This window comes from Pseudoalteromonas sp. 23_GOM-1509m (assembly GCF_000518425.1).
GTDB lineage: Bacteria > Pseudomonadota > Gammaproteobacteria > Enterobacterales > Alteromonadaceae > Pseudoalteromonas > Pseudoalteromonas tetraodonis.
In genome coordinates, this window is record NZ_JADO01000010.1 from 63002 (window position 1) to 82680 (window position 19679).

The following is a 19679-nucleotide window of genomic DNA, read 5'->3' on the forward strand; positions in this document are numbered from 1 at the left end:
TTATTCGGGAGATAAATCGCCCGAAATAAATTTACACACAAATATAGCTTTACCAAATTGCTCATATGAATGTTTAATTTCTGTGCTGATCACTTGCATAACTAGATCATAATCACCAAATATTTGGGTCGACATCGTATTAGTGATCACTTTGAGTTCTTCGTAGGCATTAACTCTGTCGATAAAGCCTTTAATAAAAGGAATGTAATCTTGGTGGAGCGGGTATTTACTGATCTCTACTGATAACTTCATTTCAAACTCACCTTTTTAATTATTTGATTTCAACTAATCATTCAACGCAACTTAAATACAGTGTAAAATTACACTAACACTCAACTTAAATGAGCTCATTATGGCACGCAGAATTACCTACACTTTTAAAAATCAACCGCGCGAAATTAACTTCGCCAAAGATAAATACCACGATATGTATCAGGCTATTGCGGCTGCCGAAGGTATCGATTTAACTAACTACTTAAACATGGTACGCCAAATTGAAATGACCTCTAAAGGGTCATCGGCAGTGCGTAACTTTCGTGATCAAGAATTTGCTCGCATGGGCTTTAGCGATATTTACTTTATAAAAGAGTAACGATACCGATTAAGTGAGCATCACGATCATTCTAGCAATGTAAACTTAATGGGTATTTTTAAAATAAATATTAGCGCTGGTACTCATAACTTACGCGCGGTGTAATATTACACAATAACTCGTAAGATATAGTATCAGCACATTGTGCAATTTCTTCTACCGGCAACTCAGGGCCCCACATTACTACCTCATCGCCGACTTTGATGCCATCAGCATTTTCACCAATATCAACACTGATCATATCCATAGAGATGTTGCCAGCAATACCATAACGTTTGCCAGCAATCACTACTGGGGTACCATGTTTAGCATGACGCGGATAACCATCACCATAGCCCATAGCAACCACTGCAAGCTTAGTCGGCTGAGCACTTTGCCAACTGCCACCATAACCAACACCTTGCGCAGCATCAACATCGCGAATTGCAATAACCTTAGTAGTTAAGCGCATCACCGGCTTAAGCTGATGATCTTTGCCTGAAGTGTTAAGCATTGGTGATACACCATACATCATCAAGCCTGGACGCACCCACTCGCCATGACCGGCAGGCCAAGCAATAATACCGGCCGAATTTGCTAAACAATGTGCTTGTTGTTTGCCTTGCACTAATGAATCAAACAAAGCAATTTGCTCAGCTGTTTTGGGATCATTAACATCATCGGCACTGGAAAAGTGCGTCATTAAATTGATTGTATCTTTAGCGTTATTAGTCGCTTGCAAGCGCTGATAAAAATCATTCAATTGCGTCGGTGCAACCCCTAAACGATGCATACCCGTATTGATTTTTAACCAGCAACTGATTGGTGCATCGAGCTTTGCATTTTCAAGTGCTCTGAGCTGGTTTTCATCATGGATTATGGTTTGAAAGTTATTGGCTAATAAAATCGGCAAGTCATCTTGATGGAAAAAACCTTCCAACAACACAATAGGCTTGGTCAGCCCGCCTGCTCGAAGTGCGAGCGCTTCATCTATTCGTGCCACTGCAAATGCGTCGGCATCATTAAGGTGCTGCGCTATTTTAACTAAACCATGGCCATAAGCATTGGCTTTTAATACCGCCATAACTTTACTGTTAGGCGCAAACTGTCGCACTTGCGCTAAATTATGAGCAAGTGCTTGTAAGTTAATTTCGGCAATAGCTAAGCGCATTAGTAATCATCATCTACAGCAGGCCCCGCATAATTATCAAAGCGAGAGAATTGACCTTGGAAGGTTAGGCGCACTTTACCAATCGGACCGTTACGCTGTTTACCGATGATAATTTCTGCAACACCTTTATCAGTACTGTCTTCGTTGTATACTTCGTCACGATAAATAAACATGATTAAATCGGCATCTTGCTCAATAGAGCCCGACTCACGCAAATCTGAGTTAATTGGGCGTTTATCAGCACGTTGCTCTAGGGTACGGTTAAGCTGCGATAGTGCAACAACCGGACACTGTAATTCTTTTGCTAATGCTTTAAGTGAACGTGAAATTTCGGCAATTTCTAAGGTACGATTATCTGACAAGCTAGGTACGCGCATTAATTGTAGGTAATCGACCATGATCATACTAATACCACCATGATCGCGGGCAATACGACGTGCACGTGAACGTACATCAGTGGGTGTTAAGCCTGAGGCGTCATCAACATACATTTTGCCTTTTTCCATGAGTAACCCCATGGTTGATGAAAGGCGCGCCCAGTCATCGTCATCTAGCTGACCAGTACGTACTTTGGTTTGGTTAATTCGGCCAAGGGACGCCAGCATCCTCATCATAATTTGTTCAGAGGGCATCTCTAGTGAGTAGATAAGTACAGGCTTGTCTTGGGTCATTGCTGCATGCTCAGCAAGGTTCATCGCAAAGGTAGTTTTACCCATCGATGGACGTGCTGCTACAATAATTAAATCTGAGGGCTGCAGACCAGTCGTCATTTTATCTAAATCAGCGTAACCTGTGCTTACACCGGTAACACCATCTTGTGGTGACTGATAAAGCTCTTCTATTTTATCAACGGTTTTTTCAAGTATGTTGTGAATGCTTTGCGGGCCATCACTACTTTTTGTACGTTGCTCAGCAATTTTAAATACTTTGCTCTCAGCAAAGTCGAGTAAATCGTGACTTGTGCGCCCTTCTGGGTTAAAGCCTGCCTCAGCAATTTCATTGGCAACACCAATCATTTCACGCACAACTGCACGTTCGCGTACAATGCTAGCGTAAGCATCAATATTAGCAGCACTTGGGGTGTTTTTAGCTATTTCGGCTAAATACGCAAAGCCGCCAATCCCTGAAAGCTGATTATTTTTTTCTAAACTTTCAGAAATAGTAATTAAATCAATCGGATCGCCAATTTCAGCCAGTGCTGTCATTGCCTCAAAAATAAGCTTATGGGTACGGGTATAAAAGTCCTGTGACACAACAAGTTCAGCTACGCGATCAAATGCTTGATTATCAAGCATTAAACCACCTAAAACAGATTGTTCAGCTTCTATTGAATGGGGAGGAACTTTAAGAGTGTCGACTTGCTTATCTGGTTTGGCCATAACTTCACAGTACTAAAATTGAATGGCTCTATTCTATCGACTTGGCGGGGCTGTGCAAATAGCAAAGCAGGAAATCTTTCCTGCTTTTTGTAACTTAAAATAAAATGGATGATTATTGACGCTTAAGTCCAATCGTCCCACTTATGGTATTCATTTCTACACTGGCATCGGTGCCATTAGTATTAAACTTAATTCCACTTGCTGGGCCATATTTGGCTTTTTGCACTTGGTCGCTCGTTAGCTGGTTGTCAATTTTACCGCCGGCATGGGCTTGCACTTCAAATTGTGCCGATAAATCAGCTGGAAAGTAAAACTCAGCATTGCCACTTACAGATTCAAAACTTACATCAGCATCACTTAAAAGGCGATTAATACGCACTTCAACTTCGCCATTTACAGTGCTTATTTGTAACTCTTTGATTGCATCGAAGGTAAGATTGATATCACCGTTTACATTTTCTAAGCGAATATCATTGGCAGTCGAGTTTGATTTTATATTCCCATTAACCGCATTAAAACGAACTTCTCCGTTAGATTGCTGATCATCAATTGCGCCATTTACAGTTTCAAATTGCACTTTACCACTGAGGTTTTTTGCGTTGATGTCACCGTTAACACTAGTAAGCTTAATATCGCCGTTAAGATCATTTACTGTAATGGCGCCATTGACTACATCAATTTCAGTGCCTCTTTTTAACTCTTTTGCAGTTACTGAAGCGTTAACCCCAACATACTCCAGCGCACTGCTTTGCGGCATGAAAATAGTTAGCGTTGAGCCATTATTGTTATTATCCCAGTTTGAAAGATCAGGCATTTTTACAATAAACTGAGTTTTATTACCCTGTGTTTTAAGAGTGTAGCCTTGTGCTTTATCATCAAGCTCGCCGCTCACTTTAAATTGATTTTTCTCCCAGCCCATAATATTTACATTGCCGCGCTGATTTTCTATATGAATAACGCCACCGTTTGGTACTTCAATTTGTTGTTCTATTTTTTCACCGGCAAATACAGCCATTGGTAATAAAGCGATTCCAAGTATTATTGCTTTCATTTATTTCTCCTAGATTTGTTGCCAACGCGGTGCATGCACCTTGTTAATTAAGTCGAGTTGTTGTTGATATACTTGCGCTAACATAGACAGTAGCGCCTTATTTTGTGGTTCATTTTCAAGTGTTTGCTTTATAGCCTGCTCAGCATCTTCAAGTTCTTGTAGCTGTACTTGCCAGTTATCTGTTAGTGCAGCTTGGCTTTGGTATTGAACAAGTAAACTTTGTTTTTGCTTAGTAAAAAAATCACTCATCGCCACAGCGGTATTTGTCTCTGGAGATGTAAAAAACACCATAGTGCTAACCAAAGCAGCCACACAACATGCTGCAATAGCAGTTAGCTTCGGCCAAACTACACTCTTAACTGTGCTTGCCTGCTTATTAGTCATTATGGCGCGCTCAATCCCATCCCAGAGCTCTTTATCGGGTGTTATATTTTTATTTAATTGTGTTAGCGACTCATTTAAGTAGTCATCAAAATTTGTTTTACTCATTTTCGTACCACTGTTTTAATAATTGCCTTGCACGATGATATTGCGCCTTACTAGAGCCTACAGCCATGCCTAGCAAGGTTGCTATTTCTTCATGCCTATAACCTTCAACGGCATACAGTACAAATACCATTCTTGCGCGATCAGGCAGCCTAACGATTAATTTATCTAAGCCATTTAAGCCATTGCAGTCATTTGCAGATTGCTCATCCATACCGCTTTGTTCAAAGCTAATAACTTTATTAACCCAATGTTTTTGCTTACGCACATAGCTAATAGCAATATTACTGGTGACACTGTAAAGCCAGGTAGAAAATTGCGAACGCCCATCAAATTGCGCTATTTTGTGCCATACCTGTACAAATACTTCTTGAGTTGCATCTTGCGCATGCCCCTCATCGGCAATTAGCCTCAGGCATAAGCCATAAACTTTTGCTTTATGCATGTCATAGAGCGCTTTATAGGCTAACTGGTCGCCGTTTTTAACTTGATCAATAAGCATTTGCTGCACTTGATCAGTTATTGGCTGATTAGCGTCCATTAACATCGCAAATTTTTCCTGTTTATAATTATGTAATTGCAATTTAACTTATTAGACGCGAGGAGAAATAGAAAGGTTTAAATGAAATAAAATTTTTTTTGAAAATAAAGGTTTAACTTAGAAAAGTGTTTGATTTAATCCACAACAAACAATTTATTACTTTGGGTTATAAATTTTAAACACAAAAAAACCGTGCAAAGCACGGTTTTTTTTAACTTAATTTTAAAAATTAAGCTTCAGCAATAACGATTACTTTAATAGTAGCTGTTACGTCTGAGTGTACTGCGATTGCAACGTCAAATTCGCCAGTCTCACGGATAGTACCTAGAGGTAAACGAACTTCTGATTTAGCAACTTCAACACCAACAGCTGAGATAGCGTCAGCGATGTCACGAGTACCGATTGAACCGAATAATTTACCTTCGTCACCAGCTTTAGATACTAATGTAACTTCTGCTAATGCTTCAAGTTTGTCAGCGCGTGCTTGTGCTGCAGTTAACTGTTCAGCGATTTTTGCTTCTAGTTCTGCGCGACGTGCGTCAAACGTTTCAATGTTTGCTTTAGTTGCAGGAACTGCCTTACCTTGTGGGAAAAGGAAGTTACGTGCGAAGCCAGATTTAACAACAACCTGGTCACCTAGGCCACCTAGGTTAGCGATCTTATCTAGTAGAATAACTTGCATGTTTCTACACCTTTTAAAAACGTGTTAATCCGCTGCTTACTTATGTAAGTCAGTGTATGGAAGAAGGGCTAAGTAGCGAGCACGCTTAATAGCAGTTGCTAGCTGGCGCTGGTATTTAGCGCTAGTACCTGTGATACGGCTAGGTACGATTTTGCCACTTTCTGTAACATAGTTTCTAAGAGTAGCTAGATCTTTGTAATCGATTTGTTGTACGCCTTCCGCTTTAAAGCGGCAGAACTTACGACGTCTGAAATAACGTGCCATGAGATTAATTCCTCAAATAATTCTTTCTATATGCTGAGCATGCAAAACCAATTGGCTAAGGCCGTTACGACCTTCGTGGCGATTTAAAAAACCACTCACTTGCAATGCCTGCCCAACGTGCAAATGTTGAGTCTGTTGTTGCATTTGCTTACCACTGGCAACCACCTGAAGCCTAACATAACTATTACGGTTAAGATCTGCTTCAACTTGCATTGATTTATGTTCTACAACAAAAATACAATGCGGTATGCCCGCGGGGCTTTGGCTAAACTTGGGTGTTTTACAAACAACCCCCGATATAACCAGCTGATTCGTATATGGGCTAACCATTATAGTAACTGCTGACTACGTGCCATGCTAGGACTCAAAACAATTAAGCAGCTGGTGCTTCTTTCTTCTCTTCTCTTACAAGAGGAGACGCTTCAGTTACAGCGTTTTTAGTACGCATAACTAAGTTACGAAGCACTGCATCGTTGTAGCGGAAAGTAGTTTCTAGCTCGCTGATTACTTCAGTTGGTGCTTCAACGTTCATAAGAACATAATGAGCTTTATGAAGCTTGTTGATTGGGTAAGCCAGTTGACGACGGCCCCAGTCTTCAAGACGGTGGATAGTACCACCTGCTTCAGTGATAGAACCAGTATAACGTTCGATCATACCAGATACTTGCTCACTCTGATCAGGGTGAACCATGAATACGATTTCGTAATGACGCATGGATATTCCTTACGGTTAATAGAGCCTTCTACCGTTTCGGCCGGTCGGTTTAAGGCAAGGAATTAATAGTTTAAAAGCCGAAATGAGCGCGCATTTTACGCTTAGTAGGATAATTAAGCAAGCAGGTTTTTTAAGCTTTAATAGATAAGGGTTCGGGCTTCGGGGGTCGGGCTTCGGGGTTCGGGGTTCGGGGTTCGGGGTTCGGGGTTCGGGAAGAGATTATTGGATGCTCCCTTTATATCAATAAGTAAAATAAAGATAAGTGTTTAATATTTACTAGGTAGGCGCGAACTTGCTCGCTTGAAAAGCGAAGCTTTTAATTACTTAAGCCCTACATTTGCCCCTAAAATATAAACATTTACTCAAATCTAAAGCCGTGCAATTATTAAACAACACATTATTTAATAAGGATATTTATGAAGCTTTTACTATCGCTTGTGTTAATACTTACTTTTAGTACACCTTTTTTAAGCTATGCAGATACCGCTACAACCGACATAACCGTGGGTAAAAAGGTCATTCTACAATCAAAAATACTTAACGAAGACAGACCTATCAGAATATTCATACCTGAAAATGTAAAAGACGATCAGCCGCTCTATGTTATTTATTTACTTGATGGTGTTGAGCACTTTCATACGGCGTCTGGCGTTATAAAATCCCTCATTGATTACGAGCAGATACCTAATGCAATGCTTGTTGCTATTGATACAACCAACCGCGTTCGAGATTACTTACCTAAAGTACAAGGTGAGCCTAAAACGGAGTTTCAAACCTTTGTTAAAAATAAATGGCCTGACGCAGGGCAAACCGATAATTTTTTAAAGTTTGTGTCTGATGAGCTCATGCCCTATATAAATAGCAACTACCCAACTAATGGTTACAACACCTTAATTGGTCATTCTAATGCTGGTACATTAGCGCTTTATACTTTAGTTAATCAACCGGCACTATTTAACAACTACATCGCTATAAGCCCAAATAGTTGGTGGAGTGATGAAGAGTTAAAAAGTAATATTATTAAATACACTAAAAACCCCAAAGGCGCTCAAGCGTTATTTATTAGTGTTGCAAGTGAAGGCGCACGCTTTTATACCGGCGTATTAAATACTTTAGTAAATTTAGAGCAACAAATGCCCACGCAGCTAAAATGGAAATATAAGCATTATCCCACTTTTACTCATATGGGCACCATACTTCCAGCACTTAGCGATAGCCTAATTCACTTATTTAGCGACCTAATATTTAAAGTGACTGACGAGCACGGAAAATTTGCGGATGTATCATTGATTACCGGTTATTACCAAGCACTTAGTGATAAGTACGGATTTGAGCTTAAAATTCCACAAGATGTGTACGTAGAATTTGCTCATAGCCAGCAGAAATTTGGCAACACTAAAAAAGCGATAACAACACTTAAACACTTTACTCGCGATTATCCTAATGCTGCATACTCCTACATGCGATTATCGCAAGGTTACACGGCTGACAAACAGTTTAAAGAAGCCGCTACCAGTATGAAACATGCACTAAAGCTTGCTAAACAAAACTCGCGAGATCCACTGTTAGTTGATGCACTACAAGATATGGTGAATGAAGCAAAAGAGAATTTGTAGCTCATTAATTTAAAAGCATTACGAGCTTCGATCGTCGCGTCAGCAAACTGTACGCCTACACTAAAGAAAGCATTAGCCTATAAAAAAACCGATGCTTAAACTAAACATCGGTTTTTCTTTGGCTGAAAGCTGACAGCTAAAAACTGACCGCTTGTCTTTATCACTTCCCTATCGCTTCTTTAGCGAATAGGTGTTTGATTGGGCCCAAGTTATCAACTAACGAAAGCCCTACTCCACGAATCAGCTTTTTAACCGGGTTTGCACCTTCAAATAGCTCTTTTAGCCCTTGCATCATGGCGATGTGTTTTTGTGCATCGAGTTTACGGGTGCGCTCGTAATCACGCAGTGTACGAGTACTTGCAAATTCTTTGGCGTCTTGACTTAGTAGCTCAATTAAATAAGCCGCATCTTTTAGACCTAGGTTCATACCCAGCCCTGCTAATGGATGAATGGTATGCGCTGCATCGCCCATTAGCACCACGTTGCCATTTACCCATTGCTGGGCATAACGCATTTTAAGTGGGAACGCGACGCGCTTACTTTGCACTTCACATAAACCGCATTGGCCATCTATTGCAGCCATAACTGCTTTATTAAAAGTGGTGTCGTCCATTGCTAACAATTCATCACAATGATTAGGGCTGGTAGACCACACAATTGAATGATTATGCTCATCGCTCAATGGCAAGAACGCTAGCGGCCCTGTAGGTAAAAACACTTGGCGTGCGGTATTTGCATGTGACTCTTTGGTTTTAACTGTCGCTACTAACGCATGGTGATCGTAATCTTTAAAGCTCAGCGCCATATTAAACTGTTTACGAATCGCTGAATTTGCACCATCAGCCGCCACCAGCAACTTAGCAATAATAGGTTCGCCAGTTTTTAAATTAATAAATACATCAGACTCGCTTTGGTGTATTTGCTGATACTCGGTATTAAACATGAGTGTGGCATTACTTTGCTGCTCAAGCTCTTTTATTAGTGCAAAGCGAATAATATCGTTTTCAACAATGTGGCCTAAATGCTCAAGCTCAAGTTGCTCGTTATTAAAGGCTATTTTTCCAAAGCTGTCGGCATCGCGTACATCCATGTGCGTATAAGCACAAGCACGCTCAGCTATTATGTGTGGCCATACATTTAACTGCTCGAGCAAAGTTTGGCTGGCAATACTCAATGCGCTTACACGTAAACCATAGTCATCGCTCGGTGGAGCTTGAGTTGGCGCTGCATCTAACACAACCACACTGATATTCGCTTTAGCAAGCCCTAGCGCCAGCGTTAAACCTACGCAGCCACCACCCACTATACAAACCTGTACTTGTTTCATAAACGTGTACCTTGTTTAACTTGTCCCATTAACTGTTTAGCCAATGGGGCTTTAAATGCGGGGAATAAATCCATTGAAAATAGCCCAATACTACGACCAAGCGCTAACACCCGTGATGAGTTTGAAAAAAGTCGAACCAGTGCATCGGTCAATGTCATTACGGTTTTTATATCATCACTGCGCTTAATTGAATATTGACGAGTAAAGGCATAACTACCTAAATCGTGTTCACTGTTTGCTATTAAGTCACTAAACACTTGTACGTCGCGCAGCCCTAAATTAAAGCCTTGACCTGCAATTGGGTGAATGGCATGTGCCGCGTTACCTATTACCACAGTACGGTGCGCTGTTAACGATTCTATTTGCCCATAAACCAGCGGATAACTGGCGCGCATACCGACTTTTATAAATTGCCCTGCACGATAACCAAAGGTGGTTTGCAGTACGCTTAAAAAGTCTGACTCACTTAATGCCATATGCTGCTCAATATGCTCTTGACGCATACACCATACTAACGAATAACGGTTATTACTCATGGGTAATAAGGCCATTGGGCCGTTTTGAGTAAAACGCTCAAACGCATGATGGTTATGTCCACCAGCCACTTCTATATTGGCAATAATCGCGCCTTGTTCATAAGGCTGGGTATTGAAACCTAAGCCTAGCAAGTGACGGGTTGGCGATTGTGCACCGTCGGCAATCACTAACAGCTTAGCACTTAGTTTTTCGCTGCTTTGTAATGTCAGTTCATTACTTTCGGTATTTTGTTTTATCGCCGTTACGCTATTAGGGCAAAAAAGCGATATATTTGATTGCGTTAAACGTTGATGCAGCGCTCTGCCAAATGGGTTTACCTCTACCACATAGCCTAATGAGGGTTTTGCAAACTCATCACTGTGTATATGAGTTTTACCAAAGTGCCCTTTGTCTGACACACTGACTTTTTTTATGGCTGCCGCATAGGGAGCGTTTATTTCAAATAAACTGAGGCTTTGTAAATACTCCACCGACTGCTGTGCAAGTGCGATGCTTCTGTCGTCAAAACTTGGGTGATAATCTGTGGTTACTTGATTTGCTTCAACCACGGCAATATGTAGGCTGGGATTTTTTTTACTTATGCTCAGTGCGCAACTTGCGCCAACTAAACCACCGCCAATAACTACAACATCAAACTGCTTAGCCACTTTTATCTCCAAGCTTATGCGTTTTTAGCGCTTTGCATTAACGCTTCTATTTCGCTAATTTTTTTAGGCACGGTAATCGTTAAGTTTTCGTGACCAGACTCAGTTACTAATAAGTTATCTTCAATACGAATACCTATGCCTTGGTATTTTTTGGGTGCGTTTGAATCTTTATTAATATAAAGCCCAGGTTCAATGGTCAGTACCATACCAGGTTCAAAAGCACGCTCTTGGTTATTAACCTTGTAATCGCCCACATCGTGAACATCGAGTCCTAACCAATGGCCAAGACCATGCATGTAGTATTCTTTACAGGCTCCTTGCGCCATTAGCTCATCAAAGTCGCCGGTTAAAATACCTAAATCGAGTAAACCTTGGGTTAGCACTTGCATAGCGAGTTTATTAGCCTGCGATAAGTAGCCACCGGGCTTTACTTCGCTAAATGCGACTTCTTGCGCTTTAAGCACAATATTATAAAGCGCAGCTTGCTCGGTGCTAAATTTACCATTAACGGGGAAAGTACGGGTAATGTCGGCTGCGTAACCTTGTAGCTCACAACCTGAATCAATCAGCACTAGGTCGCCATTGTTTAATACATCGCTGTTTTGGGTGTAGTGCAAAATATTAGCGTTATCGCCACTACCGACAATGGTGCCATAAGCTGGATGTGGCGCCCCATTCATCGCATAGTGATGATGAAGCTCTGCCTCTAATTGAAACTCGGTTGCGCCAACGTGGGAAAAGCGCATGGCACGCATGTGTGCTCGGGCACTTATTTCGCAGCCTTCACGCATAATGTTAATTTCGCTTGGCGATTTAAATAGGCGCATTTCATGTAATAACGGGCGAATATCTTTAATTGTACTCGGTGCTGTATCGCCTTTTTTGGGGGCACTGCGCAAAGTATTGAGCATTGAAAATACTTTGCCGTCAAAGGCAGGATACGTCCCTTGTGCATAAAATAAAATCTGTTGGCCGTTCACCAAATTCAATAATTGTTCGTTTAGTTCACTTAATGCATAAGTTTTGTCGAATAAGTATTCGCTTTGCGCTTTTTCAAAACCAATGCGCCTGCCGTGCCATACCTCTGCAAGTTTATCTTTATCTAAACAAAACAATATAGAAGGCGTATCACTGTCTTTGCATAACACCAATACCGCATCGGGTTCGTTAAAACCAGTTAAGTAAAAAAAGTCACTGTCTTGTCGAAACGGATAATGAGTATCTCGGCTACGTGTGAGCTCGGTTGCAGCAGGAATTATCGCAATACTGTTGCTATCCATTGCCGCCAATAAACGCTCGCGGCGCGCTTTAAACTCTGACTTTTGTATTTCAACCATTAATAACTAACCCATTACTTTTGTTGTATTACTAAATTAATGCAGTGTTTTTTTATTGCTTTGTGGGTTTTGCTCTTTGCCAAGTTCAGCAAAACATAGTAACGCCGATACGCGTACGTACTCAATCACTTCATGCAGTGCTTGGCTATCTTCTTCGGTTTCTTCAAAGGTTGTATCAAGGCGCGTAATTTCGCTAAAGTCGCTAATCACTTCTTTTACATCTGCCGACAGCTTGCCATAGTCTTTTTGCTTTAAGCCAAAGCCCAGCATAAACCCAGCTACCCATGATACGAGCCCATTGGCTTGATCGATGAGTGTTTCGTCATCACTCGGTAAAAACAAATCAAATTGAAACTCTTCATTGTTAAAGCTTTCAACAACTTGTTGATAAACTTTACCAAAAAACTGTTTTAAATCGTTGCTAAACGACTCGCCATCATTAAATACGTCGCTCAGTAAGCCTAAGTATTCTTTATCGTCAATGCTTAGCCCACAAGCAAGTAAACCGCTAATAACGCCATGCGCTTCAGCAGGTGATACAAATATTTCGTTTTTCTCTAAAAGAAGTTGGGCTTTTTCGTAATCTGGTAAGTTATTCATAATGACGTCTTCGCTTTGCTAATTAAAGCAATGCTACCACTCGATAAAAAGCAACTCCAATGAATTCTATGACTGAGGTCAAAAGCAAGCGATTGAAAAGCTGATTAAGTTCAAAAAGCAATCTTAAAAGTAAATACAAGATTAGGGTCTGTTGACCCTTCAAGGTTAAATTTGCAGCAGTCTGTTTGGTATTTAGGCAAGGCAGAGCCTATGTGGTGTGGTTATTCCCCATAAATAGGCGATAACGCAGCATCAATGCCAAACAGGCGCTGCCCGAAGAGTTCTGCCTAGGGGCGATTTACTCTTTGTTGCCTACATGGATGTAGGTAAGGGGCGTGAGCAGGACGCGGAAGCTTTGCTCGGTTTTTACTTAGCCCACTAGGTTACAAACCTCGCGCCGCGATTAAACCGCCCCTAGTTTGAACAAATTTTAATCCGCAAAGGTCAACAGACCCTAAATTTGCAGGAAAACTGAGCGAACGGTTTAATTTTTTACGTTTGGGGTTTAAGGATTGGAATATGTCTTATATACTGAATTTGTTCCCTGGGGTGCAGGAGCTTGGTTAAGTCCCTGAGCCGATAAATTTTATACCAGGATTTTTGTTCGTCTACTATTGTGCAAGCTCGGCATGTACCGAGAAGCCTACGGTAAACCGCAGATTTCCGCCCTGAAACCTCAAGGTTTCAGGACTGACACCGGGCACCGCATTCTCGGGGAACACCTCCAATAACTTTAATTCCCCAGCAATTACTTTTATATCCTTATTTTATTAATCACCTAGTTATTATAAAAAACACCGAACTGAATTTTTTACAGTCCGATGCTTTACTTACTAGTACCTGAAACTTAGTGCCTGAAACCTCTACTTATCTATGTAGTCTGCACTTACTTAAACCAGTCTTGAAAGCGCTCCATCAGCATATAGTTAACCGGAACGAGTAATAAGGTTATAAAGGTCGCAAATATAATCCCAAAACCTAGGCTTACTGCCATAGGAATTAAAAACTGCGCCTGAGTCGCCTTTTCAAACAGCAGCGGCATTAAGCCTATAAAGGTGGTTAAACTAGTTAGCATAACCGGTCGAAAACGCGCTACGCCGGCGGTTTTAACAGCTTCCATTAAATCGAGCCCTTCACTGCGCTTTTTATTAATAAAATCAACCAATACTAACGAGTCGTTCACCACGACCCCAATTAACGCGAGCATTCCCAGCAAACTCATAATGGTAAGCTCCATAGCCATGATCCAATGGCCAATTACTGCGCCAATCATGCCAAAAGGAATAATGCTCATCACCACCAGTGGCTGTAAGTACGATTTAAAGGGAATTGCGAGCAATCCATAAATTACAAAAAATACAAATACCATTCCCCACAATAATGAACCAAACGATTCGCGCTGCTCTTTGGCTTCACCTTCTAATGAATGGCTTACACCTGGATATTGTTGCACAAGTTCATCTAAGTAGGTTTTTAAATCAGCTTGAAGCACGGTCATATTGGTATCGGTTTTTTCTACATCCGCCGACACATTAAGAGTACGGTAACGATCAATACGGGTAATGGTTGATGGGCTTTGACCCGGTACTAAAGTGGCCACGTGTGACAGCGGCACTCGCCCACCATTAGGCGTTTGTATTAATATATCTTTTAAATCAGCAACTGAGCGCCTTTCATCTATAGGTAAGCGCACCATAACGCGCACATCATCACGCCCGCGTTGAATGCGCTGTACTTGTACACCAAAAAACGAGTTACGCACTTGTCTTGATACATCAACTCTATTTAATCCAAGTGCAAGCCCTTGCTCTGTTAGCTCTATTTGTAGCTCTTCTTTACCATCAGACATGCTATCGGCAATATCAAACACGCTTGGATAAGTGGCCAATCGTTGTTTAATTTGCTCAGCCACTGTTTGCAGTGTGGTTATGGAATTACCCGATAATTGAATATCAATTGGGTTTGAGCTTCTACCTATTTCTGCTCTAAATGTGAGACTTTCAGCCCCAGGGATCACCCCTATTAATTGCCGCCACTCTTTTACCAACTCACGCGAACCAATATCAGACTCTCGTTGTTCTGCTGGGGTGATTTCAAAGCGCACACTACCCGAATTAGCCGCACCGCCTCGCCCGCCAGTGCTGGCTAAAATATTAAGGATAATACTTTGCCCTGTTTCTTCATCTTGATACTTACGCTGAAGCTCTCTGGCTTTATCTGACATATCAATAATGTATTTATTCGTGACTTCAAACGGTGTTCCCGCAGGAAAAGTTAAATTAACCCGAACTGTTTCACTGGGAATACGTGGGAAGAAAATAAACTTAGTCCAACCACTGGTGATCATGGTTAAAATAATTAAAAACACGCCCATAAATAAACTGACTGTGGCCAGTTTGTTGCGTAGCGCTAGCCCTAATACGGGTTGGTAATATTTTAAAATGGCATGCTCAAAACCATCTGCAAAACGTTGTTGGAGTTGCTCTAATTTAGAACCTTTGCCTTTTTGCTGGCGCAGTTTGATATATTTTAAATGCGCTGGCAGCACAAATTTAGATTCAATCAATGAAAACAATAATACCGGAATAACCACCACCGGTATTTGCGCAAAAATAGCGCCTCGCGCGCCTTCTATAAAACCTAAGGGTAAAAAAGCGGCCACGGTGGTTAACACGCCAAATGTAACTGGCGTGGCTACTTCTTGAGTTCCTTTTATAGCAGCCTCTTCGCCCGATTTGGCAGTTTTTAAATGGGTATACACGTTTTCACCGGTAACAATGGCATCGTCCACCACAATCCCTAGCACCAATATAAAACCAAATAAGCTGATCACATTTATGGTCACGCCAAAGGCGGCCATTGCCATAAACGCGCCCATAAATGAAACCGGAATACCAATAAATACCCAAAACGCGATGGCAGGTCTTAAAAATAATGTCAGTAACCCCAGTACCAAAATACCGCCCTGTAAAGCATTGCTAGTTAGGGTGGCAATACGGCTTTTTACTACCTCGGAGTCATCATCCCAATAGCTTAAATAAAACCCTTGCGGTAAATTAGCTTGCTCACTGGTAATATAGTTTTTAACTGCATCGGCCACTTCTATCGCACTTTGCGGACCAATGCGGTACACATCGATAAATGCGGCTTGTTTGCCATTAAAGCGGGTGCGCACGGGGGTTTCTTCAAAATCATCGTTAATGGTTGCAATATCACTTAAGCGAATAATAGTGCCATCGGCTTGATTTTTTATCACAATGCTTGCAAATTCATCTTTGCGGTAAGCTTGCCCTTTAGAGCGAATAAGTACATCGCCGCCCTCTGTTTTAAGGTTTCCTGCTGAAATATCAGAACTTGAATTGGCAATGGCACTGGATATTTGCGCCAAGGTTAAATCGTATTGGCGCAGCGTATCTTGGCTTACTTCGATTGCCAGCTCATAATTACGTACGCCACTAAGTTCAACTTGGGTAATCGCCGGAATACGCAGTAATTCATCACGGACTTGCTCTGCATATTCTAGGGTTTCTTTTTCGTTGTAGTCACTTGAAACAGTGACTGCTATTACTTCACGCTTACGCTGGATTAACCCTATTACTGGTTTTTCTGCATCGGCTGGAAAGGTATTAATGGCATCGACACGGCTCTTTATATCCGCTAACAATTCACGCTCGTCGTAGCCAGTATCAACCTCAACGCTTACTTGTGATGACCCCTCAGAAGAGCGGCTCGATATTTGTTTAATACCTTCGAGATCTTGTAATGCTTCTTCTATTCGTATGGTGACCCCTTTTTCAGCATCTTCTGGGGTTGAACCACGTAAACTCACACTAATATTTATACGATCAGAAACAAACGAGGGAAACACCTCTAATGGTAACTTAGAAGACAGGCTGAATAGGCCGCCCAACACAATACTAATTAGCAATAAGTTGGCAGCCACATGGTTACGAGTAAACCAAGCGATCATGGTTGCTCTCCTGGTTTTTGTGCTTTAGGAGTCGCATCCATTATCTGCACTGGCGTACCTGAACTCACTTGCCCCAGTGGCGTCAGCACTAATTGACTACCCGCTTCAAGACCTTTACTCACAATGCCTTGCAGCGCATTTTGCCACGCTAAAGCAATATTTTTACGCTGTAGTGTGCCATTTTCAACCACATAAACATAACTGCCTTGATATATCGCACTATTGGGAATAACGAGTACCTGAGAGGCGACTTTGCCATTAATTTTAGCTTTAACGTATTGGCCTATTTTTACTGGGTATTGATTATCACTGGTTGATTTATAAGGGTCATTAATTTTAGCCACCACATACAATTGCTGAGCACTTTCATCTATTGCGCCCTCCGTACGAATAAGTTGGCCTTGCCATTGTTGCTCGCCAATTAAATCTGAAGTGAAATTAACCGCTGAGCCACGCTGATTTTTAGCACCATCTCGATATTGCTCAGGTAAATTAATAAAAGGCAGATCTTTATTCTTTATCGGTAAGCGTATTTCAACACTGTCGGTTGCATAAATTGTCGCCAACTGCATATTGTTAGATACCACCTGACCTAAATCAACGCTGCGGTTTAATACTCGCCCAGCATAAGGGGCTTTAATTTTAGTACGTTCAAGATTTAGTTGCGCTTTTTCCAATTGTGCTTGTGCTGACAAAACCTGTGCTTGCGCTGCAGCTAGCTGTGGCTTTCTAAGTACTAAAATACTCGGTTCAGACTCATTGCCTAGACGTTGCCAATCAGTAAGCGCTTGTCGGCCTCGCGCTTGCTCTTCTAATAAGTTTTGCTCGGCATTGAGCAAATTAGCTTGTGCTGATTTAACTTCTGCTTTTAAATCGCGATCATCTAACTGAAGTAACACATCGCCTTTTTCAAAAAAGCCGCCTTCGCGGAACTGCTCATTTATATCAATAATCAGTCCAGAAACCTGAGCCACCAACATACTTTGAGTTCGTGGTTTAACCGTGCCAAAGCTATCAATTTCAACGGGGTAGTCAATTAACTGCAATGGTTTTACCGCTACATTAATTTTTGCTTTTGGCGGTGCTGAAAAACGTGATGCTTTAGGCGGGTTTCCTTTAATAAACATCACCAAAAAAATGGTCGCTATAATGATAGCAGCGGGAACAATTATTTTTTGTTTGTTGAGTTTCATAGTGCTTGCTCATCCTGTGCGGATCTTGATTTTGCAAAGTCGCCCCCAAGAGCAACATGTAATTTAATGCGATTTGTGAGTAATTGGTTTTTAATTTCAATCAGTGAACTTTGTGCATCAAACGAGCGTGCTTGTGCATCTAATACGGTGGTGTAGCTCACTAAACCACTTTGATATTGTTCAAACGATAATTGCTCTGCTGCTAAGGCATTTTCTTGTGCCTGCAAGGTGCTTTGGTAGCGTGCCTTTAAAGATTGTTGTTGGGTAATAGCATTTTCAACATCACCAAATGCATCATATAAAGATTGCAGATAGGCTTGCTCTTGCTTTTGCGTTTGTAAACTGGCTATTTCCTCGTTCGCAGCGAGTCGCCCAGCGTCAAAAATAGGCGCTGAAATACTACCAATAAGTGACCAAGCAAGACTTGAAGCAGAAAATAAGTCGCTTACCCTGTTAGTGCTATCGCTTAAACCTGCCGCTAAATTTAAACTCGGAAAACGCTGTTTATGCGCATACGCAAGCGAAGCGTCGCTGGCTAATAACTGATACCAACTAGCACGCAACGCAGGTTTGCGAGTAATAAGCTCCGACGGTAAACCAAGAGGAATGTCGTCATTAATTACAGGTAGGTCGTTATTCGCTGCTATCAATCCTTTTGGATACTCCCCCAATAAACGCTCAAGGCTACGTGCAGCTTGAGTCAAATTTGCTTTTTGGGTTGCTATACGGGAGCGTTCATTGTTTAACTCATTGCGAGCTAAATAAACATCTAACGCTTCATTTAAACCTTGGCGATAACCCGACTCAATAATCTCAAGGTTTTGCTGGGCGTTAGCTTCTCTGCGCTTAAACAAATCAAGTAATTGCTCTGCACTGATTAAGTTAAACCAATTTGTTATAACATCTGCAATAAGCTGTTGTTTAGTTTGCTCATAGCGAGCTTGCTGAGCAAGGTAGTTGAGGTTGTCTCTACGCTTTACATCAGAGAGTTTACCCCATAAATCAATTTCATAACCTAACTCTAACGATACAGAGCTTGAGTTATTATAACTAACCGGACGATTATCTTTGCTTCGCCCTACTCGCGTTGAAATATCTAAACTGGGCCATAAAGCGGCACCAGTGACAATTAATTGCTGTTTTTGTATTTCTACATCAAAACGGTTTTGCAATAGTTGCTGATTGTTTTTTAGCGCTTGAGTAACTAGCTGCTTTAATGTTGGTGAAGCAAGTTTATTCAACCATGTGTCGTTGACAGCAACTACTGATTCAACAGCTGTTTGTTGCCACTGTTCTGGAAGTGTATTCGGTGCTTGCTCACGCAGTTGCGGGTTTAAGTTACTCGCACAACCACTTAGCAGCATAATACTTATTGCCAATAAAGATGGCTTATATTGCCACATCATGTTTAAACCTGATTAATGCTATTTATGAATGTTATTCAAGCACTTTAGCAAACGTTGCTCAATTGACTTTACATAACATTACATACTTTGCGATGAAATTATAAGTGCCGTTGATACGCCAAGCATTAACATTTTGATCACAAATAAATTAACAACCTAATTTTTAGTCAAAAAAGCTGAATAAAG

Annotated in this window: 19 protein-coding genes and 1 other RNA gene; 3 read left to right on the forward strand and 17 right to left on the reverse strand. The window is 41.3% G+C overall.

The genetic code is table 11. From position 1 onward, the window contains the following. Positions 1-252, reverse strand: a complete 252-nt coding sequence (locus tag N523_RS0103795) for a hypothetical protein (RefSeq protein ID WP_008110382.1) — start codon at positions 250-252, stop codon at positions 1-3. 100 nt (positions 253-352) lie between these two features. On the opposite strand from N523_RS0103795, the gene N523_RS0103800 reads away from it, so the two are divergent. Next, positions 353-592: a DUF2960 domain-containing protein gene (locus tag N523_RS0103800; RefSeq protein ID WP_004588463.1), complete on the forward strand. Its 240-nt coding sequence runs from the start codon at positions 353-355 to the stop codon at positions 590-592. Positions 593-662: 70 nt separating this feature from the next. On the opposite strand, the gene alr is transcribed toward N523_RS0103800, so the two are convergent. The 9 genes from alr to rpsF form a co-directional block, all read right to left on the reverse strand. Then, positions 663-1742, reverse strand: coding sequence for an alanine racemase (gene alr, locus N523_RS0103805; RefSeq protein WP_016900131.1), 1080 nt, complete (start codon positions 1740-1742; stop codon positions 663-665). Then, positions 1742-3121 (reverse strand): replicative DNA helicase, encoded by a 1380-nt coding sequence (gene dnaB / locus N523_RS0103810; protein ID WP_016900130.1) that lies wholly within the window; start codon positions 3119-3121, stop codon positions 1742-1744. The genes alr and dnaB overlap by 1 nt, the downstream gene beginning before the upstream one ends. A 112-nt stretch (positions 3122-3233) precedes the next feature. After that, on the reverse strand, positions 3234-4172 hold the full coding sequence (locus tag N523_RS0103815) for a DUF4097 family beta strand repeat-containing protein (protein ID WP_024601519.1): 939 nt from the start codon (positions 4170-4172) through the stop codon (positions 3234-3236). 9 nt (positions 4173-4181) lie between these two features. After that, on the reverse strand, positions 4182-4661 hold the full coding sequence (locus N523_RS0103820) for a hypothetical protein (RefSeq protein WP_016900128.1): 480 nt from the start codon (positions 4659-4661) through the stop codon (positions 4182-4184). Then, entirely contained in the window at positions 4654-5205 is a 552-nt protein-coding gene (locus tag N523_RS0103825) for an RNA polymerase sigma factor (RefSeq protein WP_028834366.1), read from the reverse strand. The genes N523_RS0103820 and N523_RS0103825 overlap by 8 nt, the downstream gene beginning before the upstream one ends. A 223-nt stretch (positions 5206-5428) precedes the next feature. Then, complete coding sequence (gene rplI, locus N523_RS0103830; protein WP_008110407.1) at positions 5429-5881, reverse strand: 50S ribosomal protein L9; 453 nt, start codon at positions 5879-5881, stop codon at positions 5429-5431. A 36-nt stretch (positions 5882-5917) separates the two neighbouring features. Beyond that, the gene (gene rpsR, locus N523_RS0103835; protein ID WP_002962753.1) at positions 5918-6145 is read right to left on the reverse strand and encodes a 30S ribosomal protein S18; all 228 of its coding nucleotides are present in this window, start codon (positions 6143-6145) and stop codon (positions 5918-5920) included. Positions 6146-6157: 12 nt separating this feature from the next. Further along, on the reverse strand, positions 6158-6475 hold the full coding sequence (gene priB, locus N523_RS0103840; protein WP_008466122.1) for a primosomal replication protein N: 318 nt from the start codon (positions 6473-6475) through the stop codon (positions 6158-6160). A 43-nt stretch (positions 6476-6518) separates the two neighbouring features. Further along, a complete protein-coding gene (gene rpsF, locus N523_RS0103845) occupies positions 6519-6860 on the reverse strand; it encodes a 30S ribosomal protein S6 (RefSeq protein ID WP_008110420.1) in 342 nt (113 codons plus the stop codon). Between the two features lie 416 nt (positions 6861-7276). On the opposite strand from rpsF, the gene N523_RS0103850 reads away from it, so the two are divergent. Further along, complete coding sequence (locus tag N523_RS0103850) at positions 7277-8476, forward strand: alpha/beta hydrolase-fold protein (protein ID WP_028834367.1); 1200 nt, start codon at positions 7277-7279, stop codon at positions 8474-8476. A gap of 160 nt (positions 8477-8636) precedes the next feature. Here N523_RS0103850 and N523_RS0103855 read toward each other — a convergent pair whose 3' ends face one another. From N523_RS0103855 to N523_RS0103870, 4 genes are read right to left on the reverse strand one after another with little or no spacing between them, the layout of a single operon-like run. Further along, a complete protein-coding gene (locus N523_RS0103855; protein WP_028834368.1) occupies positions 8637-9803 on the reverse strand; it encodes an FAD-dependent monooxygenase in 1167 nt (388 codons plus the stop codon). Then, positions 9800-10987 (reverse strand): 2-octaprenyl-6-methoxyphenyl hydroxylase, encoded by a 1188-nt coding sequence (ubiH, locus tag N523_RS0103860; protein ID WP_028834369.1) that lies wholly within the window; start codon positions 10985-10987, stop codon positions 9800-9802. The genes N523_RS0103855 and ubiH overlap by 4 nt, the downstream gene beginning before the upstream one ends. Positions 10988-11001: 14 nt before the next feature. Next, positions 11002-12324, reverse strand: a complete 1323-nt coding sequence (gene pepP / locus N523_RS0103865; RefSeq protein WP_028834370.1) for a Xaa-Pro aminopeptidase — start codon at positions 12322-12324, stop codon at positions 11002-11004. A gap of 36 nt (positions 12325-12360) precedes the next feature. Further along, positions 12361-12924, reverse strand: coding sequence for a UPF0149 family protein (locus N523_RS0103870; RefSeq protein WP_024600851.1), 564 nt, complete (start codon positions 12922-12924; stop codon positions 12361-12363). A gap of 538 nt (positions 12925-13462) precedes the next feature. Here N523_RS0103870 and ssrS point away from each other — a divergent pair. Then, positions 13463-13646, forward strand: a non-coding RNA gene (gene ssrS / locus N523_RS19270) — 6S RNA. A 164-nt stretch (positions 13647-13810) separates the two neighbouring features. Here ssrS and N523_RS0103875 read toward each other — a convergent pair. From N523_RS0103875 to N523_RS0103885, 3 genes are read right to left on the reverse strand one after another with little or no spacing between them, the layout of a single operon-like run. Next, positions 13811-16894: an efflux RND transporter permease subunit gene (locus N523_RS0103875; protein WP_028834371.1), complete on the reverse strand. Its 3084-nt coding sequence runs from the start codon at positions 16892-16894 to the stop codon at positions 13811-13813. Next, entirely contained in the window at positions 16891-18087 is a 1197-nt protein-coding gene (locus N523_RS0103880; protein ID WP_028834372.1) for an efflux RND transporter periplasmic adaptor subunit, read from the reverse strand. Before N523_RS0103880 ends, N523_RS0103875 begins: the two co-directional genes overlap by 4 nt. Continuing rightward, a complete protein-coding gene (locus N523_RS0103885; RefSeq protein WP_028834373.1) occupies positions 18084-19493 on the reverse strand; it encodes a TolC family protein in 1410 nt (469 codons plus the stop codon). Before N523_RS0103885 ends, N523_RS0103880 begins: the two co-directional genes overlap by 4 nt. Positions 19494-19679: the final 186 nt, after the last annotated feature.